This window comes from Actinosynnema sp. NPDC059797 (assembly GCF_042732085.1).
Classification (GTDB): domain Bacteria; phylum Actinomycetota; class Actinomycetes; order Mycobacteriales; family Pseudonocardiaceae; genus Actinosynnema.
Genome location: NZ_JBHWIE010000084.1, coordinates 1 through 26,879, shown reverse-complemented (window position 1 = coordinate 26,879; position 26,879 = coordinate 1). Strand labels below are relative to the sequence as shown.

Annotated in this window: 24 protein-coding genes and 1 pseudogene; 5 read left to right on the top strand and 20 right to left on the bottom strand. The window is 73.8% G+C overall.

Going from position 1 to position 26,879, the window contains the following annotated elements:
• Positions 1-222 precede the first annotated feature (222 nt).
• The 11 genes from ACFV4N_RS20525 to ACFV4N_RS20475 all read right to left on the bottom strand — a co-directional run bounded on the left by ACFV4N_RS20525 (position 223) and on the right by ACFV4N_RS20475 (position 10,296).
• The gene (locus tag ACFV4N_RS20525) at positions 223-513 is read right to left on the bottom strand and encodes a hypothetical protein (RefSeq protein ID WP_499674149.1); all 291 of its coding nucleotides are present in this window, start codon (positions 511-513) and stop codon (positions 223-225) included.
• A 23-nt stretch (positions 514-536) separates the two neighbouring features.
• On the bottom strand, positions 537-1,157 hold the full coding sequence (locus ACFV4N_RS20520) for a DNA-3-methyladenine glycosylase (RefSeq protein ID WP_499674148.1): 621 nt from the start codon (positions 1,155-1,157) through the stop codon (positions 537-539).
• Positions 1,141-2,532, bottom strand: a complete 1,392-nt coding sequence (argH, locus tag ACFV4N_RS20515; protein ID WP_499674147.1) for an argininosuccinate lyase — start codon at positions 2,530-2,532, stop codon at positions 1,141-1,143. Before argH ends, ACFV4N_RS20520 begins: the two co-directional genes overlap by 17 nt.
• Before the next feature lie 44 nt (positions 2,533-2,576).
• A complete protein-coding gene (locus ACFV4N_RS20510; protein WP_499674146.1) occupies positions 2,577-3,428 on the bottom strand; it encodes an argininosuccinate synthase domain-containing protein in 852 nt (283 codons plus the stop codon).
• On the bottom strand, positions 3,421-3,918 hold the full coding sequence (locus ACFV4N_RS20505; RefSeq protein WP_499674145.1) for an arginine repressor: 498 nt from the start codon (positions 3,916-3,918) through the stop codon (positions 3,421-3,423). Before ACFV4N_RS20505 ends, ACFV4N_RS20510 begins: the two co-directional genes overlap by 8 nt.
• On the bottom strand, positions 3,915-4,841 hold the full coding sequence (gene argF / locus ACFV4N_RS20500; RefSeq protein WP_499674144.1) for an ornithine carbamoyltransferase: 927 nt from the start codon (positions 4,839-4,841) through the stop codon (positions 3,915-3,917). The genes ACFV4N_RS20505 and argF overlap by 4 nt, the downstream gene beginning before the upstream one ends.
• A gap of 1 nt (position 4,842) precedes the next feature.
• Complete coding sequence (locus tag ACFV4N_RS20495; RefSeq protein WP_499674143.1) at positions 4,843-6,009, bottom strand: acetylornithine transaminase; 1,167 nt, start codon at positions 6,007-6,009, stop codon at positions 4,843-4,845.
• Positions 6,006-6,881, bottom strand: a complete 876-nt coding sequence (gene argB / locus ACFV4N_RS20490; protein ID WP_499674142.1) for an acetylglutamate kinase — start codon at positions 6,879-6,881, stop codon at positions 6,006-6,008. Before argB ends, ACFV4N_RS20495 begins: the two co-directional genes overlap by 4 nt.
• A complete protein-coding gene (gene argJ, locus ACFV4N_RS20485) occupies positions 6,878-8,050 on the bottom strand; it encodes a bifunctional glutamate N-acetyltransferase/amino-acid acetyltransferase ArgJ (protein ID WP_499674141.1) in 1,173 nt (390 codons plus the stop codon). Before argJ ends, argB begins: the two co-directional genes overlap by 4 nt.
• Positions 8,047-9,069, bottom strand: a complete 1,023-nt coding sequence (gene argC, locus ACFV4N_RS20480) for an N-acetyl-gamma-glutamyl-phosphate reductase (RefSeq protein ID WP_499674140.1) — start codon at positions 9,067-9,069, stop codon at positions 8,047-8,049. Before argC ends, argJ begins: the two co-directional genes overlap by 4 nt.
• A 66-nt stretch (positions 9,070-9,135) precedes the next feature.
• The gene (locus ACFV4N_RS20475) at positions 9,136-10,296 is read right to left on the bottom strand and encodes a cytochrome P450 (protein ID WP_499674139.1); all 1,161 of its coding nucleotides are present in this window, start codon (positions 10,294-10,296) and stop codon (positions 9,136-9,138) included.
• Positions 10,297-10,403: 107 nt separating this feature from the next.
• Here ACFV4N_RS20475 and ACFV4N_RS20470 point away from each other — a divergent pair.
• Positions 10,404-10,880 (top strand): annotated as a pseudogene (locus tag ACFV4N_RS20470) (HAD family hydrolase); the annotation flags it as partial.
• A gap of 192 nt (positions 10,881-11,072) precedes the next feature.
• Here the strand turns inward: ACFV4N_RS20470 and sthA are convergent.
• The 5 genes from sthA to ACFV4N_RS20445 form a co-directional block, all read right to left on the bottom strand.
• Complete coding sequence (gene sthA / locus ACFV4N_RS20465; protein WP_499674138.1) at positions 11,073-12,491, bottom strand: Si-specific NAD(P)(+) transhydrogenase; 1,419 nt, start codon at positions 12,489-12,491, stop codon at positions 11,073-11,075.
• A gap of 129 nt (positions 12,492-12,620) precedes the next feature.
• Positions 12,621-13,118 carry a hypothetical protein gene (locus ACFV4N_RS20460; protein ID WP_499674137.1) on the bottom strand — a complete coding sequence of 166 codons (498 nt, stop codon included), beginning with the start codon at positions 13,116-13,118 and terminating at the stop codon, positions 12,621-12,623.
• Between the two features lie 307 nt (positions 13,119-13,425).
• The gene (gene pheT / locus ACFV4N_RS20455; protein WP_499674136.1) at positions 13,426-15,903 is read right to left on the bottom strand and encodes a phenylalanine--tRNA ligase subunit beta; all 2,478 of its coding nucleotides are present in this window, start codon (positions 15,901-15,903) and stop codon (positions 13,426-13,428) included.
• Between the two features lie 3 nt (positions 15,904-15,906).
• Complete coding sequence (pheS, locus tag ACFV4N_RS20450; RefSeq protein WP_499674135.1) at positions 15,907-16,974, bottom strand: phenylalanine--tRNA ligase subunit alpha; 1,068 nt, start codon at positions 16,972-16,974, stop codon at positions 15,907-15,909.
• A gap of 65 nt (positions 16,975-17,039) precedes the next feature.
• Positions 17,040-17,204, bottom strand: coding sequence for a hypothetical protein (locus ACFV4N_RS20445; RefSeq protein WP_499674134.1), 165 nt, complete (start codon positions 17,202-17,204; stop codon positions 17,040-17,042).
• Between the two features lie 200 nt (positions 17,205-17,404).
• On the opposite strand from ACFV4N_RS20445, the gene ACFV4N_RS20440 reads away from it, so the two are divergent.
• Positions 17,405-19,159, top strand: a complete 1,755-nt coding sequence (locus tag ACFV4N_RS20440; protein WP_499674133.1) for an HSP90 family protein — start codon at positions 17,405-17,407, stop codon at positions 19,157-19,159.
• A complete protein-coding gene (locus ACFV4N_RS20435) occupies positions 19,156-22,005 on the top strand; it encodes a hypothetical protein (RefSeq protein WP_499674132.1) in 2,850 nt (949 codons plus the stop codon). The genes ACFV4N_RS20440 and ACFV4N_RS20435 overlap by 4 nt, the downstream gene beginning before the upstream one ends.
• 195 nt (positions 22,006-22,200) lie before the next feature.
• Here the strand turns inward: ACFV4N_RS20435 and ACFV4N_RS20430 are convergent, their stop codons facing one another.
• The 4 genes from ACFV4N_RS20430 to infC form a co-directional block, all read right to left on the bottom strand.
• Complete coding sequence (locus ACFV4N_RS20430; protein WP_499674150.1) at positions 22,201-23,049, bottom strand: TrmH family RNA methyltransferase; 849 nt, start codon at positions 23,047-23,049, stop codon at positions 22,201-22,203.
• Positions 23,046-23,435, bottom strand: coding sequence for a 50S ribosomal protein L20 (rplT, locus tag ACFV4N_RS20425; RefSeq protein ID WP_499674131.1), 390 nt, complete (start codon positions 23,433-23,435; stop codon positions 23,046-23,048). The genes ACFV4N_RS20430 and rplT overlap by 4 nt, the downstream gene beginning before the upstream one ends.
• A 63-nt stretch (positions 23,436-23,498) precedes the next feature.
• Positions 23,499-23,693 carry a 50S ribosomal protein L35 gene (gene rpmI / locus ACFV4N_RS20420; protein WP_499674130.1) on the bottom strand — a complete coding sequence of 65 codons (195 nt, stop codon included), beginning with the start codon at positions 23,691-23,693 and terminating at the stop codon, positions 23,499-23,501.
• Positions 23,694-23,795: 102 nt separating this feature from the next.
• Positions 23,796-24,395, bottom strand: a complete 600-nt coding sequence (gene infC / locus ACFV4N_RS20415) for a translation initiation factor IF-3 (RefSeq protein ID WP_499674129.1) — start codon at positions 24,393-24,395, stop codon at positions 23,796-23,798.
• Between the two features lie 266 nt (positions 24,396-24,661).
• On the opposite strand from infC, the gene ACFV4N_RS20410 reads away from it, so the two are divergent.
• Positions 24,662-25,012: a DUF1844 domain-containing protein gene (locus tag ACFV4N_RS20410; RefSeq protein ID WP_499674128.1), complete on the top strand. Its 351-nt coding sequence runs from the start codon at positions 24,662-24,664 to the stop codon at positions 25,010-25,012.
• Positions 25,013-25,339: 327 nt separating this feature from the next.
• Complete coding sequence (locus ACFV4N_RS20405; protein ID WP_499674127.1) at positions 25,340-26,866, top strand: S8 family serine peptidase; 1,527 nt, start codon at positions 25,340-25,342, stop codon at positions 26,864-26,866.
• Positions 26,867-26,879: the final 13 nt, after the last annotated feature.

Below are 26,879 nucleotides of genomic sequence, written 5' to 3'. Positions count from 1 at the left end.
TTGGTCGCGGTGGCGCCGCCCGGGTCGAGTTCGAAGGGTGAGGCCGAGCGCGGCCTCGGCGGCGAGCGCCCCGGGCGACGCGGGTCCGCCCGCGCGCCACCCGGTGAGCGCGGCGAACCCGGCGACCAGGTCGGGCACGCGGGCCGGGTCGCCCGCCGGTGCCGGCGCGGACGGCGGCGGCTCGGGCCGGTCCGGGCGGAACCCGGGTTCGAGGACGCGCCCTCAGGTGGGCTGCAGGTGGGCCGGGTGCCGGGCCACCTCGCGGGTCAGCACCGCCTCGAACGCGCCGCCGGCGTCGACCGTCAGCTCCGGCACCCCGTGGCCGAAGCGCTCGACCAGCGCGTCCTCGGCGTCCGGTCGGAGCGCGTCGCGGGAGGCGACGCGGCCGCCGACCGACGCCGTGCGCCACGACATCGCCGGCCCGTCGGAGGTGGTGCGGAAGACGACCTCCCGCCGGTCGCCCTCGGCACCGGCCACGACGTCCCGGCACACGCGTGCCCACAGGTCTCCCACGACTCCCCCGGTCTCCCCGGTGGTCAGCGGGTGCGGCGGGTGCCGCGCCGGTAGGCGCTGACCGCCGGCGAGTCCAGCCAGAAGCGCCACGGCACGTCCACCGCGACGGCCACGCCGACGCGCGGCCCGGTGCGGATCTTCCCCGGATCGACGGGGTCGCCGGCCAGCAGCCGCACGGACGAGTCCGGCGCGGTCAGGTCGAGGCCGTTGTCGGCGCGGGTCAGGCCGAGCACGCCGGTCAGCCTCGCCGGGCCCTTGGCCAGCTCCGCGTCGCTGCGGGCGGACGGGCGGCGGGCCCGCGCCAGCTCGACGCCGGTGACCACCTCGCCCGCGCGCAGCAGCACCGCGCCGGGCACGCCGTCGGTGAGCGACACGACGTTGGCGCAGAAGTGCATCCCGTAGACGAAGTACACGTAGAGCCGCCCGGCGGGCCCGAACATGACGTCGTTGCGCGGTGTCCGGCCGCGGTAGCAGTGGGAGGCCGGGTCGTCGCCGCCCCGGTAGGCCTCGACCTCCACGATCCGCACGCCCACCACGCCGTCCGGCCCGGTGGACTCCACGGTGCTGCCGAGCAGGAGCCGCGCCGCGTCGATCGGGTCGACGGCCAGCTCCCGCTCGGTGAGCTGCCTAGGCGCGTCGGGCAACGGACACCCTGTCGCGCAGCCTCTTCAGCTGCTCGGCGACGCGGTCGGGGGCGGTGCCGCCGTGGGCGTCGCGGGAGGCGATGGAGCCCTCGACGGTCAGCACGTCGCGCACCTCGGGCGTCAGCGCGGGCGAGATCGCGGCGAACTCCTCGTCGGTCAGGTCGTCCAGGCCGACGCCGCGGGCCTCGGCGGCGCGGACGCACTCCCCCGCCGCCTCGTGGGCGACGCGGAACGGCACGCCCTGCCGCACCAGCCACTCGGCGATGTCGGTGGCCAGGGTGAACCCGGCGGGCGCCAGCTCGGCCGTGCGGGCGGTGTCGAACCGCATCGTGGCGATCATGCCGGTCAACGCCGGGAGCAGCAGCTCCAGCTGCTCGACCGAGTCGAACAGGGGCTCCTTGTCCTCCTGGAGGTCCCGGTTGTAGGCCAGGGGCTGGGCCTTCAGCGTGGCCAGCAGGCCGGTGAGGTTGCCGATCAGCCGGCCGGACTTGCCGCGGGTCAGCTCGGCCACGTCGGGGTTCTTCTTCTGCGGCATGATCGAGCTGCCGGTGGCCCACGCGTCGTCGAGCACCGCGAAGCGGAACTCGGCGGTGGTCCAGATGATCACCTCTTCGGCGATCCTGGACAGGTCCACGCCGATCATGGCCAGCACGAACGCGATCTCGGCGGCGAAGTCGCGGGACGCGGTGCCGTCGATCGAGTTCTCCACCGGGCCGTCGAAGCCCAGCTCCTCGGCGACCTTGGCCGGGTCCAGGCCCAGCGACGAGCCGGCCAGCGCGCCGGAGCCGTACGGCGACAGGGCGGTCCGCCGGTCCCAGTCGCGCAGCCGGTCCACGTCGCGCAGCAGGGCCTGGCCGTGGGCCAGCAGGTGGTGCGCGAGCAGCACGGGCTGCGCGGACTGGAGGTGGGTGCGGCCGGGCATGACCGCGGTCGGGTGCTCGGCGGCCTGGCCGGCCAGCGCGTCCACCACGTCCAGCACGCCGTCGGCGACGCGCTTGGCGGCGTCGCGCAGCCACATCCGGAACAGCGTGGCCACCTGGTCGTTGCGGGACCGGCCGGCGCGCAGCTTGCCGCCCAGCTCGGGGCCCGCCCGGTCGATCAGGCCGCGTTCGAGGGCGGTGTGCACGTCCTCGTCGGACAGCTCGGGGGTGAACGCGCCGGAGGCGACGTCGGCCTCCAGGGCGTCCAGCGCCGCCAGCATCCGCGCCAGCTCGTCCTCGGTCAGCAGGCCCGCGTCGCGCAGGACGCGGGCGTGCGCGCGGGAACCCCGGATGTCGTAGGGGGCGAGTCGCCAGTCGAAGTGCGTGGACAGCGACAGCCGCGCCATCGCCTCCGCAGGTCCGCCGGCGAACCGCCCGCCCCACAAGGAACTCACTTGGTCAAATCCTCTTCGCTGTGATGGTGCCGGTGCCGCTCTCGTCAGGTGGCGAGGGCGAAGTCGTACCACGGCTCGTCGGCGCGCCGGTCGGCGACCACGGCGCGACCGCCGTGCAGCACCAGCCGGACCTCGCCGGAGACGTCCCGCTGGGTGGTGGTGATGAAGGCGTCCAGGGCGTGCTTGAGCGGCGAGGACCACAGCCCGGCGCGGACCAGCTCACCCCAGCGCCGCTCGACCCGCCGCTTGAAGCGGGCCACGTCACGCTCCAGGGTGACCCCCTCCAGCTCGCGGTGGGCGGTGGCCAGGGCGGCCACGCCCGCCGTCGCGCCCGCCCGGCGGTCGATCTCCCGGACGGCCTGGAGCGCGGTGACGGTCTCGCCGTCGACCGCGACCGGCACGCCCCGGTCGAAGGTGACGACCAGCTCCTCGGGGTCCGGCGCGTCGTCGGCGGCCGGCGGGGCGGCGGCCGGTGCGGCCCGGGTTCCCGCGGCGACGACCACCAGGTCGGGCGCGAGGGCGGCGACGGCGGTCTCGAAGCGGGCCCGGTCGGCGCGGTCGTGGGCCACGGTGCGGGCGCCGTGCCGGCGGGCGGCCTCGACCAGGTGCCGGGCGACCAGCGCGTCCGCCAGGGCGGGCAGCGGCGGCCGGCCGGCCGCGTCGAGGGCGTTGGCCCGGACGGCGGGCAGGCAGTAGTCGGCGGCGAACTCCTCGCGGGCGTCCACGACGACCGGTTCGACGGCGTCGCGGACCGCCGCGAGGGAGCCGGGGCGCTGCCCGAGGTCCACCACCACGGCGATCACCTCCGCGCCGGTCACCTCCGCGCCGGTCGCCTCGGCGAACCGGCCGGGGTCGACCGGGCCGCCGGTGCGGGCGAGCACCACCCGCTCAGCCATGGTCCTCCCCCGGCCGCTCGCCCGCGGCGAGCGCGGTCACGCGGGCCGCCAGGTCCGCACCGGTGAGCGGTTCCCTCGCCACGGCGAGGATGGTGTCGTCACCCGCGATGGTGCCGACGATGTCGTGCAGCGCGGCCCGGTCCAGCGCGCTGGCCAGGAACTGGGCCGCGCCCGGCGGGGTGCGCAGGACCGCGAGGTTGCCGGAGTGGTCCACCGACACCAGCAGCTCGCCGAGCAGCCGCACGAGGCGGGTGGTGCCGCCCTGCACGCCGCGCACGGGGCTGCCGTCCTCGGGGATGACGTAGACGGGCGCGCCGCCGTCGGGACCGCGCAGCTTGACCGCGCCCAGCTCGTCCAGGTCGCGCGACAGCGTGGCCTGGGTGACCTCGATGCCCTCCACCGCAAGCGTTTTCGCCAGTTCGGACTGGCTGCGGATGGCGCGCTGGGAGATCAGCTCGACGATGCGGGCCTGCCGCGCGGTCCTGGTCACCGCGACCGCTCCAGCAACCACACCAGCAGGGCCTTCTGGGCGTGCAGGCGGTTCTCGGCCTCGTCCCACACCGCGCTGTCCGGTCCGTCGAGCACCTCGTCGGTGATCTCCCAGCCGCGGTGGGCGGGCAGGCAGTGCAGCACGGTCGTGCGCACGCCGGTGGCCGCCACCAGCTCCTTGTTCACCTGGTAGGGCCGGAACGGGCCGACGCGGTCGCGGCCGTCGTTCTCCTGGCCCATGGACGTCCACGTGTCGGTGACCAGCACGTCCGCGCCATCCACGGCGGCGCGCGGGTCGACGACCACCTCGACGCTGCCGCCGGTCTCCGCGGCGCGGCCCTTCGCCGCCTCCAGGGCCCACGGCTCCGGCGCGAAGTGCTCGGGCGCGGCGATGCGGACGTGCATCCCCGCGGTGGCGCCGCCGAGCAGGATCGAGTGCGCCATGTTGTTCGCGCCGTCGCCCAGGTAGGTGACGGTGAGGCCGGCGAGCGCGCCGTGCCGCAGCCGGATCGTCTGGAGGTCGGCCAGCACCTGGCACGGGTGGAACTCGTCGGTCAGGGCGTTGATCACCGGGATGCGGGACACCGAGGCCATCGCCTCGATGCGCTTCTGGGCGAAGGTCCGCCACACCACCGCGTCCACGTAGCCGGACAGGATGCGGGAGGTGTCCTCTATGGTCTCCTCCCGGCCCAGCTGCATGGACCGGCCGTCGATGATCACCGGGTGGCCGCCGAGCTGGGTGATGCCCACCTCGAACGACAGCCTGGTGCGGGTGGAGTTCTTCTCGAAGATCACCGCGACCGACTTGGGCCCGGCCAGCGGCTTGGCGGTCAGCCGGTCGGCCTTGAACGTGTCGGCCAGGTCCAGGACCTCGGCCTGCTCGGCGGGGGTGAGGTCGTCGTCGCGCAGGAAGTGCCGGACCACGTCAGGACTCCAGCCAGTTCGGGAGCTCGGCGACCACGCGGTGCGCGTCGGCCTCGTCGAGCACGAGGGGCGGCGCCAGCCGGATGACGTCCGGCTGGATGGGGTTGATCAAGAAGCCGGCCCGCTGCGCGGCCGCAGCGGCCTTCGCCGAGACCGCCTCGCGCAGCGTGATCCCGAGCAGCAGGCCGGCGCCCCGCACACCGGAGATGAGCGGGTGGTTCAGGTGCTCGACGCCCGTCGCGATCTCCTTGCCGACCGCGGCGGTGTGCTCCAGCAGCCCTTCGGCGGCGATCGTGTCGAGCACGGCGAGCGCGGCGGCGCAGCACACCGGGTTGCCGCCGAACGTGGTGCCGTGCTGGCCGGGGCCGAACAGGTCCTTGGCCGGGCCGACGGCGATGCACGCGCCCAGCGGCAGGCCGCCGCCGAGGCCCTTGGCCAGGGTGATCACGTCCGGCACGATCCCGACCTGGTGGAAGGCGAACCAGGTGCCGAGCCGGCCGACGCCGGTCTGCACCTCGTCCAGCACCAGCAGCGCCCCGTGCTCGGCGGTGATCCGGCGCGCCGCCTCCAGGTAGCCCTCCGGCGGCACGACCACGCCGTTCTCGCCCTGGATGGGCTCCACCACGAACGCGGCGGTCTCGTCGTCGATCGCGGCCTCCAGCGCGGCCACGTCGCCGAACGGGACGTGCACGACGCCCGGCACCAGCGGCTGGAACGGCTCCTGCTTGGCGGGCTGGCCGGTCAGCGCCAGCGCGCCCATGGTGCGGCCGTGGAAGCCGCCCTCGGTCGCGACGACCTTGGTGCGGCCGGTGCGGCGGCTGAGCTTGAACGCGGCCTCGTTGGCCTCGGCGCCGGAGTTGCAGAACAGCACGCGGCCGTCGCCGTCCACGCCGGCCAGGTCCAGCAGGCGCTCGGCGAGTTCGAGCGCGGGCTCGTTGACGTAGAGGTTGGAGGTGTGGCCGATCTTCGAGATCTGCTCGGTCACGGCGGCCACGATCGCCGGGTGGGCGTGGCCCAGGGCGTTGACCGCGATGCCGGTGAGCAGGTCGAGGTAGCGGTTGCCGTCGGCGTCCCACACGTGGGCGCCCTCGCCGCGGACGAGCGCGAGGCCGGGCGTGCCGTAGTTGTTCATCATGGCGGCCTGCCACCGCCGCTGGTGGTCGCTCATGCCTCATCCCCCAGGACCATCGTTCCGACACCTTCGGAGGTGAAGACCTCCAGCAACACCGAGTGGGCCAGCCGCCCGTCGATCACGTGCGCCTCGGGCACGCCGCCGCGCACGGCGCGCAGGCACGCCTCCATCTTCGGCACCATGCCGCTGTCGAGGCCCGGCAGCATCTCCTCCAGCCGCCCGGCGCGGACCCGGTGCAGCAGGGAACCCTTGTCCGGCCAGTTCTCGTAGAGGCCCTCCACGTCGGTGAGGACCACCAGCTTCCGGGCGCCCAGGGCCACCGCCACCGCGCCCGCCGCCGTGTCGGCGTTGACGTTGTGCACCACGCCGTCCACGTCCGGTGCGACGGTGGAGATCACCGGGATGCGGCCCGCGCGCACGATGTCTAGCACCGCGTCCGGGTTGACCTCCACGATGTCGCCGACCAGGCCGACGTCCACCGGCTCGCCGTTCACGACGGCGGGCCTGCGGGCCGCGGTGAGCAGGTGGGCGTCCTCGCCGGACAGGCCCACCGCGTACGGGCCGTGCTCGTTGATCAGGCCGACCAGCTCGCGCTGCACCTGGCCGACCAGGACCATGCGGACCACGTCCATCGCCTCGGGCGTGGTGACGCGCAGGCCGCCGCGGAACTCGCTGGCGATGCCGAGCCGCTTGAGCATGGCGGCGATCTGCGGCCCGCCGCCGTGCACCACGACCGGGTGCAGGCCGGCGAGCTTGAGGAACACCACGTCCTGCGCGAACGCGCGCTTCAGCCCGTCGTCCACCATGGCGTTGCCGCCGTACTTGACGACCACGACCGCGCCCCGGAAGCGCTGCAGCCAGGGCAGGGCCTCGATGAGGATGCCCGCTTTGTCCTGGGGGCTGGTCATGAGCTGTAGGCGCTGTTCTCTTCGACGTAGCCGTGGGACAGGTCGGTGGTGAGCACGGTGGCCGTGCCGTCGCCGAGGTTGAGGTCCACCACGATGTCCACGTCGCGGCCGGACAGGTCGGCCTCGCTCCGGTCGGCGGCCTTGTGGCCGTCGGCGAACAGGGTGACGCCGTTGATGGTGATGCCCAGCTTGTGCTGGTCGACGGTGGCGCGGGAGCGGCCGACGGCCATGGCGACGCGGCCCCAGTTGGGGTCGGAGCCGAACAGCGCGGTCTTGACCAGGTTGTCCTCGGCGACGGTCTTGGCGACCTCGACCGCCTCGGCCTCGGTGAGCGCGCCGTTGACGGTGATCGAGACCTCCTTGGTCACGCCCTCCGCGTCGCCCTGGAGCTGCTTGACCAGGTCGTGCGCGACGGCTTCCAGGACGCTCGCGAACTCCTCGGGGTCCGGGGTCGCGCCCGAGGCGCCGGAGGCCAGCAGCAGGACCGTGTCGTTGGTGGACGTGCCGCCGTCGACGTCGAGCCGGTCGTAGGTGCGGGCGGTGACCCGGCGCAGGGCCGCGTCCAGCGCGTCGCCGTCGAGCACCGCGTCGGTGGTGATGACGCTGAGCATGGTGGCCATGTTCGGCGACAGCATCCCGGCGCCCTTGACGAAGCCGCCGACGGACCAGCCGCCCGGGTGGTCCTGCCACGACTGCTTGGGCCGGCTGTCCGTGGTCATCACGGCGGTGGCGGCGTCCAGGCCGGCCCGGTCGGTGTCGGCCAGCTCCTGGGCGGCCTTCTCCACGCCGGCCTTGAGATTGTCCATGGGCAGGCGCTCGCCGATCAGGCCGGTCGAGCAGACGGCGACCTCGATCGCGCCGACGCCGAGCACGTCCGCGACCTTCTCGGCGGTGGCGTGGGTGTCCTGGAAGCCCTCGGGGCCGGTGCACGCGTTCGCGCCGCCCGAGTTGAGCACCACGGCGCGCAGCCTGCGCTCCTTGAGCACCTGCTGCGACCACAGCACGGGGGCGGCCTTGACCTGGTTGGTGGTGAACACGCCGGCCGCGGCCTGGCCGGGACCGGTGTTGACGACCAGCGCGAGGTCGAGCGCGCCGGAGTCCTTGATGCCGGCCGCGACGCCGGCGGCGCGGAAGCCCTTGGGGCCGGTCACGCCTCTGTTGCGGTTCACGGAGCTACTCCCACGGTGGACAGGCCGGTGGTCTCCGGCAGGCCGAGCGCCAGGTTCATGCACTGCACCGCCGCGCCCGCGGTGCCCTTCGCCAGGTTGTCGATCGCCCCGACCACCACGAGCCGGTCCAGGTCGCGGTCGACGGTGACCTGGAGCTGGACGGCGTTGGAGCCGAGCACCGCGCCGGTGGTCGGCCAGCTCCCCTCCGGCAGCAGGTGCACGAACGGCTCGTCCGCGTAGGCCTTCTCGTAGGCGGCGCGCACGTCCTCGGCGGAGGCGCCGGGGACGAGGGTCGCCGAGCAGGTGGCCAGGATGCCGCGGGGCAGCGGGGCCAGGACGGGGGTGAAGGAGACCTTGACGTCGCGACCCGCCAGCCCGGACAGGTTCTGGGTGATCTCCGGGGTGTGCCGGTGGGCGCCGCCGACGCCGTAGGCGCTGAGCGAGCCCATCACCTCCGAGCCGAGCAGGTGGGGCTTGGCGGCCTTGCCCGCGCCGGAGGTGCCGGAGACGGCGACCACGGTGACCTCGGGCTCGACCAGGCCGATCGCGGGGGCGAGGGCGAGGGTGGAGACGGTCGGGTAGCAGCCGGGCACGGCGACGCGCCGGGCGTTCCGCAGCTCGTCGCGCCGACCGGGCAGCTCCGGCAGGCCGTAGGGCCAGCTGCCCGCGTGCTCGCCGCCGTACCAGCGCTCCCAGGCGGCCGGGTCGGTGAGGCGGTGGTCGGCGCCGCAGTCGACGACCAGCACGTCGTCGCCGAGCTGGGCGGCGATCTCGGCCGAGTGCCCGTGCGGGAGCGCCAGGAACACGACGTCGTGGCCCCTGAGCTCGTCGGCCGTGGTCTCGGTGAGCACCCGGTCGGCCAGGGGCAACAGGTGGGGCTGGTGGGCCAGCAGGCGGGTGCCCGCGTTGCCGCCGGCGGTCAGCGCGCCGATCTCCACCTCGGGGTGGCCGAGCAGGAGCCGCAGGACTTCACCCCCGGCGTAGCCGCTGGCCCCGGCTACCGCGATCCGCAACGTCATACGGATAAGTATGCACGCCGGTGCATCGTCACTCAAATGTGTATTCGCCGCGACCGGGCCGGGCGGTCACCACTCCACGAGCAGCTCGTCCAGCCCGTACACGATCTGCTCGCTGCGGAAACGCAGCTCCGGCGACACCACGCGCAGGCCCGGGAACCTGGTCAGCAGGGCCTGGAACGCGATGCGCATCTCCATCCGCGCCAGCGGCGCGCCCAGGCAGTGGTGCACGCCGTGGCCGAAGGCGACGTGGCTGCTCGACCCGCGCCCCAGGTCCAGCTCGTCCGGTTCGGGCACCAGCTCCGGGTCCCGGTTGGCCGCGGGCAGCGAGCAGACCAGCAGGTCGCCCGGCAGCACCGCCCGCCCGCCCAGCTCCGTCTCGACCAGGGCGATCCGCGGCACCACGGTGTGCACGACGGTCAGCCAGCGCAGCAGCTCCTCCACCGCGGCCTCCGGCGCGGCGAGCGCCCGCGCCCGCCGGTCGGGCTCCGCCAGCAGGGCCGCCACGCCGAGGGAGAGCATGTTCGCCGTGGTCTCGTGGCCCGCCAGCAGCAGCAGGTCGGCCAGGCCGACCACCTCCTCGTCGGCCAGGTCCGAGCGCACCAGCGTGCCGAGCAGGTCGTCGCCCGGCGCGGACCTGGCGCGGCGGGTCAGCTCGGCCAGGTAGGCGCGGGACTCCAGGGCCAGGGCCAGCCGCGCCTCGGGCGACAGCGCCGTGTCGAAGAAGCGGTTGTACCGGTCCTGGAAGGCGTCCCGGTCGGCGTAGGGCACGCCCAGCAGCTCGCAGATCACCAGCGCCGGGATCGGCAGCGCGAAGCCGGTCACCACGTCGGCGGGCGGTCCGCCGCGCTCCAGCGCGTCGAGCCGGTCGCGCACGACCTCGTGGACCCGCGGCTCCAGCCACCGCATCCGGCGGCCGGTGAACTCGCCGGCCACCAGCCTGCGCAGGCGGGTGTGCTCGGGCGGGTCGAACGCCAGCGGGTTGCCCGGCCGCACCGCGGCCAGCTCCTCCTCGGACAGCGCGGGCGCGCCCGGCACCACGTGGTGCGGCGAGTTGCCGAACCGGCTCGGGTCGCCCAGCACCTCGCGCACGTCCGCTATCCGGGTGACCAGCCACACCCGGTCGCCCTGCGGCGCGTCCACCAGGCGGACGCCCGCGTCCCGCTCGGCCGACAGTTCCGGCGCCGGGTCGAACCCCACCCGTCGCATGTGCAGGGGCAGCGTCGGCATGTCGGCCTCCCGATGGCTCGTGGCGAAAACCGTAGTTAGCCCTGGGAGTGATGCGGCAGCCTTCGCCCGGGTGAGGTCGGAACTACTCGTGGTGAACAGGAGTGCGGATGCGGGCGGTCGTCTTCGACTGGCGGGGCACGTTGGCGGTCACGCCCACCTTCACGGGGTGGGCGGCCGAGGCGTTGCGGCGGATCGGCCGCGACCCCGGCCTGGCCCGGGAGGTGGTGGCGAGGCTGCCCGCGCGGGAGCTGGACGCGCCGGGCGTCGACGCGGACGCCGCGCTCCACCGGCGGACCTACTACGCGGCGTTCCGCGCGGGCGGGCTGGACGACGAGCTGGCCGACTCGCTGTACGCGGTGGAGTCCGACCCGGCGGTGAACCCGTTCGCGGTGGACGTGCGGCCGACCCTGGCGGGGCTGGCCGCGCGCGGGATCCGGATCGGGGTGCTCAGCGACGTCCACTTCGACATCCGGCCGTCGTTCGCGGGGCTGCCGGTGCGCTCGTTCGTGCTGTCGTTCGAGCACGGCGTGGTCAAGCCCGACCCGGCGATCTTCCGGATCGCGCTCGACGAGCTGGGCACCGGGCCCGAGGAGACGCTGATGGTCGGCGACCGCGCCTCCCACGACGGCGCGGGCGTGTGTCGCGGCTGCCCTCCGCGTCGCGTGCCGCCGAGGGGGCACGACCCGGCCGCCCGCCCCCCCCTGCACAACACGCCCTTGTTCTCCCCGGGGGCCCGCGCCCCCCCGCGGGGGGGGGGCGCTCGGCCGGCCGCCCGCCTAGTTGCCGGCGCCGAACCGCTGGAGCGCCCGGATCTTGTTCGTCGCGTCCAGCGCGGCCACCTTGTACGCCTCCGACAGCGTCGGGTAGTTGAAGACCGTGTCCACCAGGTAGTCCACCGTGCCGCCGCACGCCATGACCGCCTGCCCGATGTGCACCAGGTCGGTCGCCCCGGTGCCGAACAGGTGCACGCCGAGCAGCTTGCGGTCCACAGTGGACACCAGCAGCTTGAGCATGCCGTAGGCGTCGCCCACGATCGAACCGCGCGCCAGCTCCCGGTACCGGGCCAGCCCCACCTCGTACGGCACCGCCGACGAGGTCAGCTCGGCCTCGGTGGCGCCGCAGTAGGAGATCTCGGGGATCGTGTAGATGCCGATCGGCTGGAGCGCGGTCAGCTCGTGCGCCTCCTCGCCGAACGCGTGGTAGACGGCCAGCCTGCCCTGGTCCATCGACGTGGCCGCCAGCGCCGGGAAGCCGATCACGTCGCCCACCGCGTAGATGTGCTCGACGGGCGTGCGGTAGTGCTCGTCGACCTGGAGCCGGCCGCGCCGGTCGGCCTCCAGGCCCGCCTTGGCCAGGTCCAGCGCCTCGGTGTTGCCCTGCCGGCCCGCCGAGTACATCACCGCGGCCGCCGGGATGCGCTTTCCGCTGGCCAGCGTGGTCACCGTGCCGCTGTCGGACACGTCGACGTTGACCACCTTCTCGCCGAACCGGAAGGTCACCGCGAGGTCGCGCAGGTGGAACTTCAGCGACTCGACGATCTCCGGGTCGCAGAAGTCGAGCATCCGCTCCCGCTGCTCCACCACGGTCACCCTGGTGCCGAGCGCGGCGAACATCGACGCGTACTCGATGCCGATCACCCCGGCGCCCACCACCACCAGCGACGACGGGATCTCCTCCAGCGACAGCACCTCGTCGGAGTCGAGCACCCTGACCTCGTCGAAGTCCACCTGGTCCGGCCGCGCGGGCCGCGTGCCGACCGCGATCACGACCTTCCCGGCGGTCACCACGTGGTGCTCGCCGCGGTGCGCGCCCTCGACGGCCACCGTGTGCTCGTCGACGAACCGGGCCGTGCCGGTGAGCAGGTCCACCTGGTTGCGGTGCAGCTGCGCGCGCACGACCTGGACCTCGCGACCGATCACGTGCCGGGTGCGGGCGAGCAGGTCCGAGATCGTGATGTCCTGCTTGACCCGGTAGCTGGCGCCGTACAGCTCGCGCTGGCTCATGCCGGTCAGGTACATCACGGCTTCCCGCAGGGTCTTCGACGGGATGGTGCCGGTGTTGAGGCACACCCCGCCGACCATGTCGGCCCGGTCGACGATCGCGACCCTCCGGCCGAGCTTCGCGCCCGCGATGGCGGCCTTCTGCCCACCCGGGCCGGACCCGATGACGAGCAGGTCGTAGTCGTACGCGCTCATGCCCGGAAGCCTCGCACACCGGAGCGGCGCGCGTGTTGCGGAAGGGCGTCGATCCGCGGTGCTGCGTGCGATCGGCGCCGCGTGCGGTCAACGCCCCGCGGTCGGCCGCTCACCGCCGGTCGCGCGCGGTCAGCCCCTGGCGGCGCGGCCGGAGTAGGTCAGCGGGAAGACCAGGTCCGTGCACGCGTCCGGCACGTCCTGCGCGATCTGCACGACCATCTCCACCTCGACCGACCCGGCGGGCGGGATGAGCACCGGCTCGGCCATCGGCACGACGGTCAGCACGCCGGACGGGCAGCCCGGCACCTTGTTGTGCGACTCGTCCAGCGGCTGGCCCGGCTCGGCTTCCAGGTCCAGCACCACGATGTCGACCTCGTTGGGGTTCGACAGCCGCACCAACCGCGCGCCCTCGCCGCCCGGCGTCAGCTCCACCGCCGCGCCGGAGACGTCGTTGATCTCGAACGGCTCCAGGCCGGCGACACCGGCCTCGGCGTTGCTCACGGAGTACGCCATCGCGGGCAGTTCGGGTTCCGGCCAGGTCAGGTGCATGGCGGCGACGACGGCACCACCGACCGCGAGGATCGTCGAGGCGACGGCGATCTCCATCCGCGGACCCAAGCTGCGCATGAGGCAACCTCACTAGGATTGCTGCTCCAGGCGGTGGGTTCGCCGCTAGCTCCCCGCCGGACCGGCGACCAGACTCGCCCGGCGGTTCATCGCTTCGCCCCTCGGCCCAGCGGGCCGCGGAACCAATCTTGGAGAACGTTCAACATCCGCGCAAGGACCATGCCGGCCCGGAAATACAGGTCTTTGGGCCCCTTGACAGCACACCCGAAGTAGCCTGAACTGCACGTTCTTCCGCTGCCGGCCACCGGGAGTTCACCCGACCGGCTCAGTCCCGGGACCGCAGCGGTGCGGTCCCGGGAACGCTCCGTCAGCCTCTCAGCACCGCGCCGAAGCGCTCGGCCGCCGCGGCCACCGCCGCGTCGCGCGCCGCGGTCGCCTCCTCGACGGTCAGCGTGCGGTCCGGCGCGCGGAACCGCAGCGAGTACGCCAGCGACCGCTTGCCCTCGCCCACCTGGCCACCGGTGTAGACGTCGAACAGCCGGATGTCCTCCAGCAGCTCGCCGCCGCCCGCGCGCAGCACCCGCTCCACCCGCGCGGCGGGCACGTCCGCGCCGACGACCACGGCCACGTCCAGCAGCACCGGCGGGTAGGCCGACACGACCGGCGCGGGCCGGTGGTCGTCCAGCGGCAGCGCGTCCAGGTCCAGCTCGAACGCCACGGTCCGCTTCGGCAGGCCCAGGGCCTCGACCACCTTCGGGTGCAGCTCGCCCGCGTGGCCCACCGGCCAGTCGCCGACCCGCAGCTCGGCGCACCGGCCCGGGTGCCACGGCGCCAGGTCGGAGGCGACGGTGGTCAGCTCCACCCCGTACGCCCGGCCGACCAGCCGCGCGGCCTGCACCGCGTCCGCCCAGTCCGCCTGCCTGCCCTTGCCCCACCAGCCCGGCTGCTCGCGGTGGCCCGCCAGCACGGCCGCCACGTGCACCGGCTGCTGCGGCAGCGCCGCCCGGAGCGAGGCCAGTTCCTCCTCCGACGGGCGCGCGCCCACCGCGACGGCGGGCATCGGCGCCGGGTCGGCGCGCGGCAGCGTCACCTGGGCCGCGGTGTAGACCGCGAGGTCCTTCTGGCCGCGCGCCAGGTTCCGCTGCACGGTCTCCAGCAGCCCCGGCACCAGCGTGGTGGCCAGCGCGTGCTTCTCCGCCTCCAGCGGGTTGAGCACGCTCACCGTGCGGCGGCGCACGTCGTCCGCCGGCAGGCCCAGCGCGTCGAACACCGCGGGCGAGACGAACGGGAACGGCTTGACCTCGACGAAGCCCTGCTCGGCCAGCGCGCGGGCGACCGTGCGGCGGCGGCGCTGCTGCTCGGTCAGGCCGCGACCGGCGGGCGCGGGCGGCAGCACCGACGGGATCGTGTCGTAGCCCTCCAGCCGCAGCACCTCCTCGACCAGGTCCGCGGGCTGGGTGAGGTCCGCGCGCCAGGTCGGCGGCACCGCGGTGACCATGGTCGAGCCGTCGTCACCGGTGCTGACCTCGACCTGGCAGCCGATCTGGCCCAGCCGCCGCGCGGTCACGCCGCGGGCGTAGCGGACACCGGCGACCCGGTCGGGCAGGTCGATGGGCATCGAGACCGGCGCGGGCTGCGCGACGCCGCCCACGTCCGTGCGGCCGGGGCGGATGCCGCCGTCGCCGAACATGTCCAGCAGCCGGGCCGCGCGCTCCAGCGCCACCGGCGCCAGCGCCGGGTCGACGGTGCGCTCGAACCGCTTCGCCGCCTCGCTGGGCAGCTTGTGGCGGCGCACCGTGCGGGCGATGGACGCCGGGTCCCAGTTCGCCGCCTCCAGCAGGATGTCCGAGCTGTCGTCGCGGACCTCGGTGCTCGCGCCGCCCATGACGCCGGCCAGCGAGATCACGCCGCTGTCGTCGGCGATCACGATGTCGTCCGGGTCGAGCGCGCGGACCTGCTCGTCCAGCGTGGTCAGCTTCTCGCCGGCCACCGCGCGCCGCACCACCAGGCCGCCGCGCACGGCGGAGCCGTCGAACGCGTGCAGCGGCTGGCCCAGCTCCAGCATCACGTAGTTGGTGACGTCCACCGGCAGCGAGATCGAGCGGATGCCCGCGAGCATCAGCCGGCGGCGCATCCACCACGGGGTGGGCGCGGTCGGGTCGACACCGGTCACCCGGCGCGCGGTGAACCGCGAGCACGCGACGGGGTCCTCGACGGTGACCCGGATCTCCTCGCCCTCGGCCTCGGGGATCTCCGCCAGGCCGGGGTCGCGGAACGGCACGTCGAACGCGCAGGCCAGCTCGCGGGCCAGGCCGCGCACGGAGAACGCGTAGCCGCGGTCCGGCGTCGGCGCGACCTCGATGACGGTGTCGCCCAGGCCCAGCAGCTCGACCGCGTCGTCACCGGGCTGCGCGGTGCCGCTGGGCAGCACCATGATCCCGGCGTGGTCGTCGCCCAGGCCCAGCTCGCGGGCCGAGCAGATCATGCCGTTGCTGGTCTTGCCGTAGGTCTTGCGGGCGGCGATGGCGAAGTCGCCGGGCAGCACCGCGCCGGGCAGCGCGACCACGACCGTGTCGCCCTCGCGGAAGTTCGACGCGCCGCAGACGATGCCGTTGACCTGGTCCGGGCCGACCTCCACCTGGCAGTAGCGGATCGGCTTCTTGAACTCGGTCAGCTCCTCGATCTCGACCACGCGGCCCGCGACGAGCGGACCGGTGACGCCGTTGAGCCCGTGGACGTCCTCGACCTCCAGGCCGATCCGCACGAACGCCTCGGCGAGCTGCTCAGGCGTGGGGACCTCGGCGAACTCGAGGTTCTCGACCAGCCAGGTAACCGGGATGCGCACCGGTCATGCCTCCGTTCCGAAGGGCTGGGTGAAGCGGACGTCGCCCTCGACCATGTCGCGCATGTCGGGCAGGCCGTTGCGGAACTGGAGGGTGCGTTCAAGGCCCATGCCGAACGCGAAGCCGGAGTAGGTGTCCGGGTCGACGCCGCAGTTGCGCAGCACGTTCGGGTTGACCATGCCGCAGCCGCCCCACTCGACCCAGCCCGCGCCGCCCTTCTTCTCCGGGAACCACACGTCCACCTCGGCGGACGGCTCGGTGAAGGGGAAGAAGCTCGGGCGCAGCCGGGTGCGGGAGTCCTCGCCGAACATGGCGCGGGCGAACGCGTCGAGCGTGCCCTTCAGGTGCGCCATGGTCAGGCCCTTGTCCACGGCCAGGCCCTCGACCTGGTGGAAGACCGGGGTGTGGGTGGCGTCCAGCTCGTCGGTGCGGAACGTCCGGCCGGGGCAGACGACGTAGACGGGCAGCTCGCGGTCGAGCAGGGTGCGCGCCTGGACGGGGCTGGTGTGCGTGCGCAGGACCAGGCCGGAGTCGGCGGGCGCCACGTAGAAGGTGTCCTGCATGGTCCGGGCGGGGTGGTCCTTGCCGAAGTTCAACGCGTCGAAGTTGAACCACTCGGCCTCGACCTCGGGGCCCTCGGCGACCCCCCAGCCCATGGCCACGAACACGTCCGAGATGCGCTCGGCCAGCGTGGTCATGGGGTGGCGGGCGCCGCGCGGGACGCGGTCCCACGGCAGCGTGACGTCGACCGCCTCCTCGCGGAGGACGCGCTCGTCGCGCTCGGCCTGAAGCTCGGCGCGGCGCTCGTCGAACGCCTGCCTGACCTCTTGCTGGGCCTGGTTGACCCGCTTGCCCGCGTCGGCCTTCGCCGCGGGCGGCAGCGCGCCGATCTCGCGGCGCGCCAGCAGCACCGGCGAGCGGTCACCCAGGTGGCTCGGCTTCACGGCGGCGAGCTCGTCGAGGTCGGCCGCCTTGGCGAACGCCTCCCGAGCCTGCTCGACCGCCGTGGCCAGCGCTTCCGGGGAGAGCGCCGCGACCTGCTTCGGGTCGTAGGGGTCGTTGGCTCCGGACATGGTTGGTGGACAGCTCCCGTCACGGACAACAGGTGGTTAGCGGGTCGATCCTAGGTGATCGGGCCTTACGGCCCATCACCGCCCGATCGGCGCAGGTCGCGGCGCACGGCTTCGAGGGCCTGCCGGCACGTGGCGATGCGCGGGTGGTCCGGCTCGAAGAGCGCTTCGCGGATCGCCGGCGCCCGCTCCGGCGGCGGCGGCAGCGCGACCGTCCGCTCCGCGCGGCGCACGCCCTCGTGCTCCGGCGGTCACAACGTGCCCCGATCCCCGATCGCAACCGGACCGAGCCGGAATTGTCGGTGGCCCGTGGCAATCTGATCACGCGCGCAGGACACCGGCGAGCGATCAGCACAAAACCGGGTCACGAGCCGCTGAACCGACCCTAGAATCGTTCGTCCCACGTGATCCGACCCGAGGTGAACTCCACTCCATGTCCCACACCTTCGGTGTCGACCTGCGCGGGATCATCGACCTGCTCAGCCACCACCTCTACAGCAGCCCCCGCGTCTACGCGCGCGAACTGCTCCAGAACGCGGTGGACGCCATCACCGCCCGCCGCGCGCTCCAGCCGGACGCGCCGGGCGAGGTGGTGATCGAGCCGGTCGAGTCCGCCGGCGGCACCCTCCGCATCTCCGACACGGGCATCGGCCTGACCGAGCGCGAAGTGCACGACCTGCTCTCGACGCTGGGCCGCACGTCCAAGCGCGACGACCTGGGCTTCGCGCGCCAGGGCTTCCTCGGCCAGTTCGGCGTGGGGCTGCTGTCCGCGTTCCTGGTCGCCGAGCGCATCAGCCTGACCAGCCGGTCGGCGCGCGGCGGGCCCGCGGTGCGCTGGACCGCCGACGCGGCGGGCAACTACGACGTGGAGGTCGACGACTCGGCGCGCGCCGAGGTCGGCACCACCATCGAGCTGGTGCCGCACCGCGACGCCGAGCACTGGCTGGAGAAGGACGTCGTGCGCGCCCTGGTCGCGGAGTACGGCGAGCTGCTGCCGGTGACCGTGCGGGTCGGCCCGGAGGTCGTCACGCTCGGCGAGCTGCCGTGGCTCGACGACGCGCCGGCCTACGGCGAGCGCGTGCTGGGCGTGGCGCCGTTCGACGCGATCCCGGTCGAGGTGCCGACGGTCGGCCTGCGCGGCGTCGCCTACGTGCTGCCGAGCGGCGTGCACCCCGGCGCGCGGCAGTCCCACCGCGTCTACCTCAAGCGGATGCTGGTCGGCGACGCCATCGAGGGCCTGCTGCCGGACTGGGCGTACTTCGTGCGCTGCGTGGTCGACTCCACGTCGCTGCGGCCCACGGCCAGCCGCGAGTCGCTCTACCAGGACGAGACGCTGCTCGCGGTGCGCGAGGAGCTGGGCCGCCAGGTCCGGGACTGGCTGGTCCGGCTGGACGCGACCAGCCCGGAGCGCACCAGGGCCCTGCTCGACGCGCACCACCTGGGCATCAAGTCCCTGGCCAGGGTGGACGACGACATGCTGCGGCTGGTCGAGCGCTGGCTGCCGTTCGAGACCACCGACGGGCCGCAGTCGCTGCGCCACTTCCGCCGCAGGCACGGCACGATCGGCTACGTGCCGGACGTGGACGAGTTCCGGCAGCTCGCCCCGGTCGCGCACGCGCAGGGCATGGGCCTGGTCGACGCGGGCTACGCCTACGACGTGGAGATCATGGAGCGGCTGGTCGCCCTGGACGGGCCGACCGCCGCCCGCCGGGTGGCGCCGAGCGAGGTGCTGGCCGCGCTCGACGACCCGGACCCGGAGGTGGAACGCGCGCTGCGGGAGCGCCTCGACCAGGCCCGGGAGGTCCTGGAGCGGCACGACTGCGAGGCCGTGCCCCGCGACTTCGACCCCGGCTCGCTGCCCGCGCTGCTGGTCACCAACGTCGAGGCGGAGCGCAAGCGCGACGCCCAGCAGGCCGGCGAGGACGCCGACCCGCTGTGGGCGGAGCTGCTGGGCAGCCTGGTCGAGTCCGCGCCGGGCGCCGCGCAGCGGCTGGTGCTGAACTGCCGCAACCCGCTGGTGCGCAGGCTGACCCGGCTGACCGACCCGGCGCTGGTGGAGCTGACCGTCGAGTCGCTGTACGTGCACGCCCTGCTCCAGGCGCGGCGCCCGATGCGACCGAAGGACACCGCGGCGCTGAACCGCTCGTTCCTGGAACTGCTGGACCGCGCCGTGGGAGAGGACCGATGAACCCGGACAAGGGTGCCGCCGAGCGGCAGTTCGTCGAGGCGTACCACATGCCCGAGGGCATGCCGCGACACGAGGCGCTGGAGCGCGCCGCCCGCGCCGCGGACGCCGTGGACCACCTGCCGCTGGGGGTGAGCTGCCGGATCGCCCTGATCCGCTCGGCCTACGACCTCGGCCGCTACGACCTGATGCTGGCGCCGTTCGCGTGGTGCGGCACGGCCGAGCAGCGCGACCCGACCGCGTTCGACGAGTGGGAGCTGCACAGCTTCGACTGGGCGCACAAGTGGATCGTGTCCGGCCTGATGGCCGACCCGAGGTTCACCCTGGCGCAGATCACCTCGTTCCTCGACCAGCTCGCGTCGCGCTACCAGCGGCTCGGGTACTCGATGCAGCCCGTGCACGGCGCCCGCACCGAGCTGGCCTCGCACGTCGGCGACGACGAGGCGTACCGGGAGCACTTCGCGCGCTACCTGGCGACCGAGCGCGGCCCGATGAGCGACTGCGAGGCGTGCGTCGTCGAGGAGCAGGCCGGGCACCTGATCCGGCAGGGCCGCCACGCCGAGGCGGTCGCGCACGCCGAGCGCCAACTGGAGCAGGAGACCGGCTGCGCCACCCAGCCGCAGGGCATCCTCACCACGCTGACGCCCGCGTTCGTCTCGCTGGGCGACCTGGAGCGGGCCCGGCAGGCGCACGTGGTGGCGCACCGGCTGGTGCGCGACGACCTGGTGGGCGGCTACCTGGACGACCACCTGGTGTTCTGCGCGACGACGGACAACGTGCGGCGGGGCGTGGACCTGCTGCGCGGCCACCTGCACCGGGTGCACCACTCGACCAGCCCGTCGCGGGCCATGCACTTCGCCGCCGGCGCGGCGCTGCTGCTGAGCCGGGTGCCGGGGGACGAGGAGTTCGCCGTGCCCCGGGACGGGGGCGCCGAGGTGCTGACCGCGCCCGAGCTGCGCGCCCTGCTGGAGGAGCGGGCGCTGGAAATCGCGGGCCGGTTCGACCGGCGCAACGGCTCCGACGCGGTGACCAGGCGTGTCCGGGAGACCCTGGCGACGCCGGACTCGGTGCCGGTGCCGCTGGTCGTGCCGGTGTCCGCGCCGTCGACGCCCGCGCCCGCGGACGAGGAGCCGGTCGAGCTGGGCGACCCGGTGGAGCTGGCGCGGCGGATGTGCGACGCGTTCGACCAGGGCGAGTTCACCACCGGGATGCGGCTGCTGCGGTCGCTGCCGCCGGACCTCGACCCGCTGCTGCCGGAGTCGCTGGGCGCGCTGGTGGCGGCGCGGCGGGCGATCGTCAGCGGCCACTCGCGGCCCAAGGAGGAGGTGCTGGTCGAGCTGGACGCGGCGGTGGACCGGCTGGTCGCGTGCGGTGAGCACGACCTGGCCAACCGGTACCGGGCGCGGGGCGCGGGGCTGCGCGCCGACGAGGGCGGCGTCGAGGCGGCGCACGCGTGCGTGGCCGAGGCGGACGCCGCCGGCACGCCGTACACGCGGGTGCTGACCAGGCTGCTGCTGGCCGACCTGCTGGCCGAGGCGGAGCAGGACGACGACGAGGACGACGAGCCCTGGTCCGACGCGACCGCCCCCGACGATTCCGCCGATCCGGCCGATCCGGGCGTCCTCGTGGCGGAGGCGCTGGAACTGGCGCTGGAACGGGTGCCGGAGCTGGTGTCGCGGGCGCGGTGCGACCGGGCGCAGCACCTGGCGGCCTCCGGCAGCCTGGACGAGGCGCTGGACGAGGTCACCGACGTGCTGGCGGGCGACCCGTCGTCGTCCGTGCGGTTCGACGCGCTGCGGCTGCTGCTGAAGATCCAGACCGTCCGGGGCGACGAGGCCGCGCTCGCCACGGGCGCGCGGTTCGTGGAGGCGTTCAGCACGCCGCGCGGGCCGTGGACCGCCGAGGCGCACCGGCAGCGGGTCTCCTCGATCCAGCGGCTCGACCTGGAGGGCGAGCACCTGGTGGAGCTGCGCGACGCGGTCGCCGCGGGCCACGAGCTGGGCGTGCCGGACGACGTGGCCAAGGCCTGCTACGCGCTGGCCGGCGGCTACCTGAAGTCCGGCCGGTTCGTAGAGGCCGCGGAGGCGCTGGAGGAAGCGGTCCGCGCGGTGGACACGGGCGAGGTGGACCCGGACGTGGTCGTGCCCATCCGCTACCGCCTGGGCCAGGTGTGCGCGCGGCTGGACGAGGCCGAGTCGGCGCGCCGCCACCTGGAGGCCGCGCTGGGCCTGGTCCAGCCGGACGAGCCGGGGCGGCGGGCCATGGTGCTGGATCAGCTCGCCGGCGTGCTGCGGCGGCTGGACCGCGGCGCGGAGGCCGCCTCGGCCTACCAGGGCGCGGCAGCGGCGTGGCAGGAGGTCGAGGAGTTCGCCGAGGCCGCGGGCTCGCTGGTGGAGTCGGCGGCCGCGCTGCCCGACGAGGAGTCCGGCGAGTGCGCCGCCACGCTCACCGCCGCCGAGGCCCTGCTGCCCCGGGTCGAGGACCCGGACCACCGCACCCACCTGACCGCGCGGATCGCCGCGATCCGGGCGTTCCTGCACAGCCAGGCGGGCGAGCACGCCCGAGCGGTCGAGCAGAACGGCGTGGCCGAGGAGTTGGCGGCCCGCCTGGGCGACGTCGACTGGCAGACGTTCCTGGTGGTGCGCGGCGCGCGCTTCCTGCTCCAGTCGGGCGACCCGGCGAACGCCGAATCCGAGGCACGGCGCGCGGGCACCCTGATCACCGACGACACGCCACCGCAGATCCTGGGCGACGCGGCCGCGATCCTGGAGGAGGCCCTGCGCACCCAGTCCAAGCCCACCGCGAGCGACCCGCTGCTGCGAGCCCTGCACACCCGCCTGAACTCCTGACCCCACCCGCACGCGGGTGGGGCCAACCCCACCCGCGTGTCCTCCACTCGGACACCACGTGTCCTCCACTCGGACACCGCGAGTCGTACGCCCAGAACACGCGAGTCGTACGTTCCGAACGCGCGAGTCGTACGTTCAAGACGCGCGAGTCGTACGTTCAGGACCCCCGAGTTCGACCTTCGGCCGGCCGGCGTGTCAGGCGCGTTGGGCGCGGGCCGAGGTGTAGAGGCAGACGGCGGCCGCCGTGGCGAGGTTCAGGCTCTCCGCGTCGCCGTAGATCGGGACCTTCAGCGCGGCGTCGAGGCTGTCGACCACCTCGTCGGGCAGGCCGTGCGCCTCGCTGCCGAACACCCACGCCGTGGGCGCGGCCAGGTCACCGCGCAGGTCGGCGGTCACCAGGTCCTCCGGCGCGTACCCGTCGGCGGCGACCAGGCGCAGGCCCGCGTCGCGCAGGGCGGCGAACGCCTCCTCCGCGTCCCGCGCCCGCGCGATCGGCAGGTGGAACACGCTGCCCGTGGACGCGCGCACGCACTTGCCGTTGTGCGGGTCGACCGCGTCACCCGCGAAGATCACCGCGTCGGCGCCGGCGGCGTCCGCGACGCGCACCACCGTGCCCGCGTTGCCGGGGTCGGACACGCCGTGCAGCACCGCCACCAACCGCACGTCGGGGCCCAGCGCCACCCCCAGCGGCACGTCCACCGGCGAGCACACCGCGACGACGCCCTGCGGCGTCACCGTCTCCGACAGCGCGGCGGCCGCCTTGTCCGTCACCGCGCTCACCGGCACACCGGCGTCGACCGCGTCCCGCACCAGCGAGGGGTTGCGCGACGCCGCGACCTCCGTCACGAACAGCTCGTGCACCCGGCCGCGCCCGGCGGCGGCCCAGGCCAGGGCCTCGCGCACCGCCTGCGCGCCCTCGGCGAGGAAGCGCTCCGCGCGGTCGCGCCCGGAACGCCTGGTCAACCGCCTAGCGGCAACGACCCGGGGAGTCCGTTCGGTGAACGGAGCATCCCCGGGTCGTGGTGCGCGGTCGTTCCCGCTCAGGCCTTGTCCTCGACCGGCGCGTTGACGTCGCTGGGCAGGGCGGCCTTGGCGGCCTCCACCAGCGCGGTGAACGCACCCGCGTCGTTGACGGCGAGCTCAGCCAGGATCTTGCGGTCCACCTCGATGCCCGCGAGGCGCAGGCCCTGGATGAAGCGGTTGTAGGTCATGCCGTTGGCACGGACACCCGCGTTGATGCGCTGGATCCACAGCTTCCGGAAGTCACCCTTGCGGGCGCGGCGGTCCCGGTAGGCGTAGTTGAGCGAGTGGAGCACCTGCTCCTTGGCCTTGCGGTACAGCCTCGAACGCTGGCCGCGGTAGCCGCTGGCGAGCTCAAGGGTGGTACGGCGCTTCTTCTGGGCGTTCACGGCCCTTTTGACGCGTGCCACGGGTCCATCCTGTCGATCTCGTGGGGCCGGTGGGGGCCCCGGTGTTCACGGGCGGGGCGGGTGTCAGATGCCGAGCAGCTTCTTGATGCGCGACACGTCGTTCTTGGCGACGTCGGTCGTGCCCGAGAGGCGGCGGGTCAGCTTGCTGGACTTCTTCTCCAGCAGGTGGCGCTTGCCGGCCTTCTCGCGGATGAGCTTGCCGCTGCCGGTGACCTTCACGCGCTTGGAGGTCCCGCTGTGGCTCTTGTTCTTGGGCATTAGTCGTCCTTGGTCTCGTGCAGCCACCGGGGGTCGGGCGGCCGTGCTTGCTCCCGGGCCCCACCGGGGGCCCGGGAGGTCACCGGCCCGAGGGCCGGGAGGTCACTCCTCGACGGAGTCGGCGTCCGCCTGGGCGTCCTGCTTCACCGGGCGGGTCTTCGTGGTCTTGTGCGGGGCCAACACCATGATCATGTTGCGCCCGTCCTGCTTCGGGTTGGACTCGACGAACCCCAGCTCCGCGACGTCCTCCGCGAGCTTCTGCAGCAGTCGGTAGCCCAATTCCGGCCGGGACTGCTCACGGCCGCGGAACATGATGGTCACCTTGACCTTGTTCCCGTGCGACAGGAAGCGGGCCACGTGGCCCTTCTTCGTCTGGTAGTCGTGCGGGTCAATCTTCGGCCGGAGCTTCTGCTCCTTGATGACCGTCAGCTGCTGGTTGCGGCGAGACTCACGGGCCTTCTGCGCGCTCTCGTACTTGTACTTGCCGTAGTCCATGAGCTTGCAGACGGGCGGCCGAGCCTGCGCGGCGACCTCGACGAGGTCGAGATCCGATTCCTGGGCGAGTCGGAGCGCGTCCTCGATGCGAACGATCCCGACCTGCTCGCCGTTCGGCCCGACCAGTCGAACCTCGGGCACGCGGATGCGGTCGTTGATGCGCGGCTCGGTGCTCGCGGGAGCACCTCGGTTCGAGGGACTTGTCATTCACGTCCTTTGTGACTCGTTGTGCGCCAAAGACAAGAGGCCCCACACCTGCCCGGTGTGAGGCCCGCTTCCGACCGATCGCACAACGAAGGGCGCAGTCCACCCCTCGCAGGACCGGACCCGGCCACCTGCTCGAAGCGGCAGACGCGGGTGGGAGCGGGGCTCCACTTGCCGTCCCCACACGGGTGGGGACTGGTCGCCTGAAGATGATAGCAGACGGTCTTGTCAACCCCCGAACCGGCGAGCCCTCCGGCGAGGTTGCGAGAATGGCACTCGTGACCGACCTGCCCCCTGACAACGTCCGCGAGCTGTCCGATGTTCCCAGCGTCGAGGTGATCAGCAAGGCCGCGGTCATGCTGCTGTCCTCGGCCGCCGAGCGCCTCGGGCTGGCCGACGAGGACCCCGCGTCGAGCCCGCACCGCGACCTCGACGAAGCCCGCCGCCTGATCACCGCCCTGGCCGGCCTGGTCACCGCGTCCGCCGAGTACCTGGGGCCGCACGCCGCGCCCCTGCGCGACGGGCTCCAGTCGGTCCAGCGGGCGTTCCGCGAGGCCTCGGCCTACCCGGACGAGCCGGGTCAGGGCCCGGGCGAGAAGTACACGGGCCCCGTCTACTGACCTTCCCGCCGGTCGAACCCCCGGAGTCACCCGTTCGAGGTGACCGGGGGTCGTTCGGCGTGCCCGGACGCTGAACTCGCCCGTCCCGGACGTACGACACGGTGGTCCTGGGCGTACGACTCGCGATGCCTGGGCGTACGACTCGCGATGCCTGAGTGGAGGACACGCGATGCCCGGGTGGAGGACACGCGCGGGGGGCCGAAGGCGGGGTGGGGAAAGACGAAGGTGGGGCGGGGGAAGAGGGGGGTGGGGAGGGGAGGGGGAATTAAGGTGGGAGTGCGCGCGCTGAGCTTGTTCTTTTGCCCTGCTGGAGGGAGAACGGGGTCGATGGAAGAGTTTCGCGCGCCCTGGGATCGGGTGGTGGGTGCCGGTGCGGTCGCGGCGGTGGCCGCGGCGTTGGTCCTGGTGGGGCCGTCGGCACAGGCCGCCGAGGGGGTCGTCCGGGATGCCGGCGCACCCGGCGCGGTGGCCGGTAGTTACATCGTGGTGTTAAAAGACTCCATTGGTGTTGAGTCGTTAGCAGAAAAGGTCGACGCGGAAGTCACGCATCGTTATGGCGCGGCATTGCACGGGTTCGCGGCGCGGATGAGCGAGAAGGCCGCGCGGGAGCTGGCGGCCGACCCGGCGGTGGACTACGTCGCGCAGGACCGGGAGGTGCGGTTGCTGGCGGACCAGCCGAACCCGCCGTCCTGGGGGCTGGACCGCGTGGACCAGCGCGACCTGCCGCTGAACCGGAACTACGGCTACACCACCACGGCGGGCAACGTGCACGCCTACATCATCGACACCGGCATCCGCACCACGCACGCGGACTTCGGCGGCCGGGCCACCTTCGACGCCAACACCAGCGGCGACGGCAACAACTCCGACTGCAACGGCCACGGCACGCACGTCGCCGGCACGGTCGGCGGCAACGCCCACGGCATCGCCAAGGCCGTCCGCCTGCACGGCGTCAAGGTGCTGGACTGCGCGGGCTCCGGCACCATCGCGGGCGTCGTGGCGGGCGTGGACTGGGTGACCGCCAACGCGCAGAAGCCCGCCGTGGCCAACATGAGCCTCGGCGGCGGCGCCAACGACACCCTGGACGCGGCCGTGCGCCGGTCCATCGCGTCCGGCGTGACCTACGCCGTCGCGTCCGGCAACTCCAACGCGAACGCCTGCTCCTACTCCCCCGCCCGGGTCGCGGAGGCCATCACGGTCAACGCCACGGACTCGTCCGACAACCGGGCGTCGTTCTCCAACTGGGGCACCTGCACCGACCTGTTCGCACCGGGCGTCGGCATCACCTCCGCGTGGCACACCGGTGACACCGCCACCAACAGCATCAGCGGCACGTCCATGGCGTCGCCGCACGTCGCGGGCGCCGCGGCGCTGGTGCTGGCCGGCTCGCCCGGCGCCTCGCCGCAGGCGGTGCGGGACGCGCTGGTGGGCACCGCCACGCCGAACAAGGTGCCCAACCCGGGCACGGGCTCGCCCAACCTGCTGCTGCACACCCTCGCCGGGCCGCCGCCGCAGCCGGGCCGCGACACGCTGGTCCGCGGCGAGAGCCTCCAGGTCGGCGACACCAGGACCTCGCGGGACGGCCGGTACACGCTGGTCATGCAGGGTGACGGCAACCTGGTCCTCTACGCGGCCGGCGGGCAGGCGCTGTGGCACACCAACACGCACGGCACCGGCGCCACCCACGCGGTGCTCCAGCACGACGGCAACTTCGTGGTCTACACGGCCGCGGGCGTGCCGAAGTGGCACGCCGGCACCCACGGCACCGCCGCCGACCGCCTGATCGTGCAGGACGACTCCAACCTGGTCCTCTACGGGCCGTCGGGCCAGGTCTTCTGGCACCGCCTCGCGTGAAGCGGGGGTGACA

Bases quoted from the DNA above. Each gene is read 5' to 3' on its own strand.
- ACFV4N_RS20435 (WP_499674132.1), top strand. From the start codon at position 19,156: ATGAACCCGGACAAGGGTGCCGCCGAGCGGCAGTTCGTCGAGGCGTAC.
- argB (WP_499674142.1), bottom strand. From the start codon at position 6,881: ATGACCAGCCCCCAGGACAAAGCGGGCATCCTCATCGAGGCCCTGCCC.
- ACFV4N_RS20495 (WP_499674143.1), bottom strand. From the start codon at position 6,009: ATGAGCGACCACCAGCGGCGGTGGCAGGCCGCCATGATGAACAACTAC.
- ACFV4N_RS20460 (WP_499674137.1), bottom strand. From the start codon at position 13,118: ATGCGCAGCTTGGGTCCGCGGATGGAGATCGCCGTCGCCTCGACGATC.
- argC (WP_499674140.1), bottom strand. From the start codon at position 9,069: ATGACGTTGCGGATCGCGGTAGCCGGGGCCAGCGGCTACGCCGGGGGT.
- ACFV4N_RS20440 (WP_499674133.1), top strand. From the start codon at position 17,405: ATGTCCCACACCTTCGGTGTCGACCTGCGCGGGATCATCGACCTGCTC.
- pheS (WP_499674135.1), bottom strand. From the start codon at position 16,974: ATGTCCGGAGCCAACGACCCCTACGACCCGAAGCAGGTCGCGGCGCTC.
- ACFV4N_RS20475 (WP_499674139.1), bottom strand. From the start codon at position 10,296: ATGCCGACGCTGCCCCTGCACATGCGACGGGTGGGGTTCGACCCGGCG.
- sthA (WP_499674138.1), bottom strand. From the start codon at position 12,491: ATGAGCGCGTACGACTACGACCTGCTCGTCATCGGGTCCGGCCCGGGT.
- ACFV4N_RS20410 (WP_499674128.1), top strand. From the start codon at position 24,662: ATGGCACTCGTGACCGACCTGCCCCCTGACAACGTCCGCGAGCTGTCC.
- ACFV4N_RS20510 (WP_499674146.1), bottom strand. From the start codon at position 3,428: ATGGCTGAGCGGGTGGTGCTCGCCCGCACCGGCGGCCCGGTCGACCCC.
- infC (WP_499674129.1), bottom strand. From the start codon at position 24,395: ATGACAAGTCCCTCGAACCGAGGTGCTCCCGCGAGCACCGAGCCGCGC.
- rpmI (WP_499674130.1), bottom strand. From the start codon at position 23,693: ATGCCCAAGAACAAGAGCCACAGCGGGACCTCCAAGCGCGTGAAGGTC.
- ACFV4N_RS20405 (WP_499674127.1), top strand. From the start codon at position 25,340: ATGGAAGAGTTTCGCGCGCCCTGGGATCGGGTGGTGGGTGCCGGTGCG.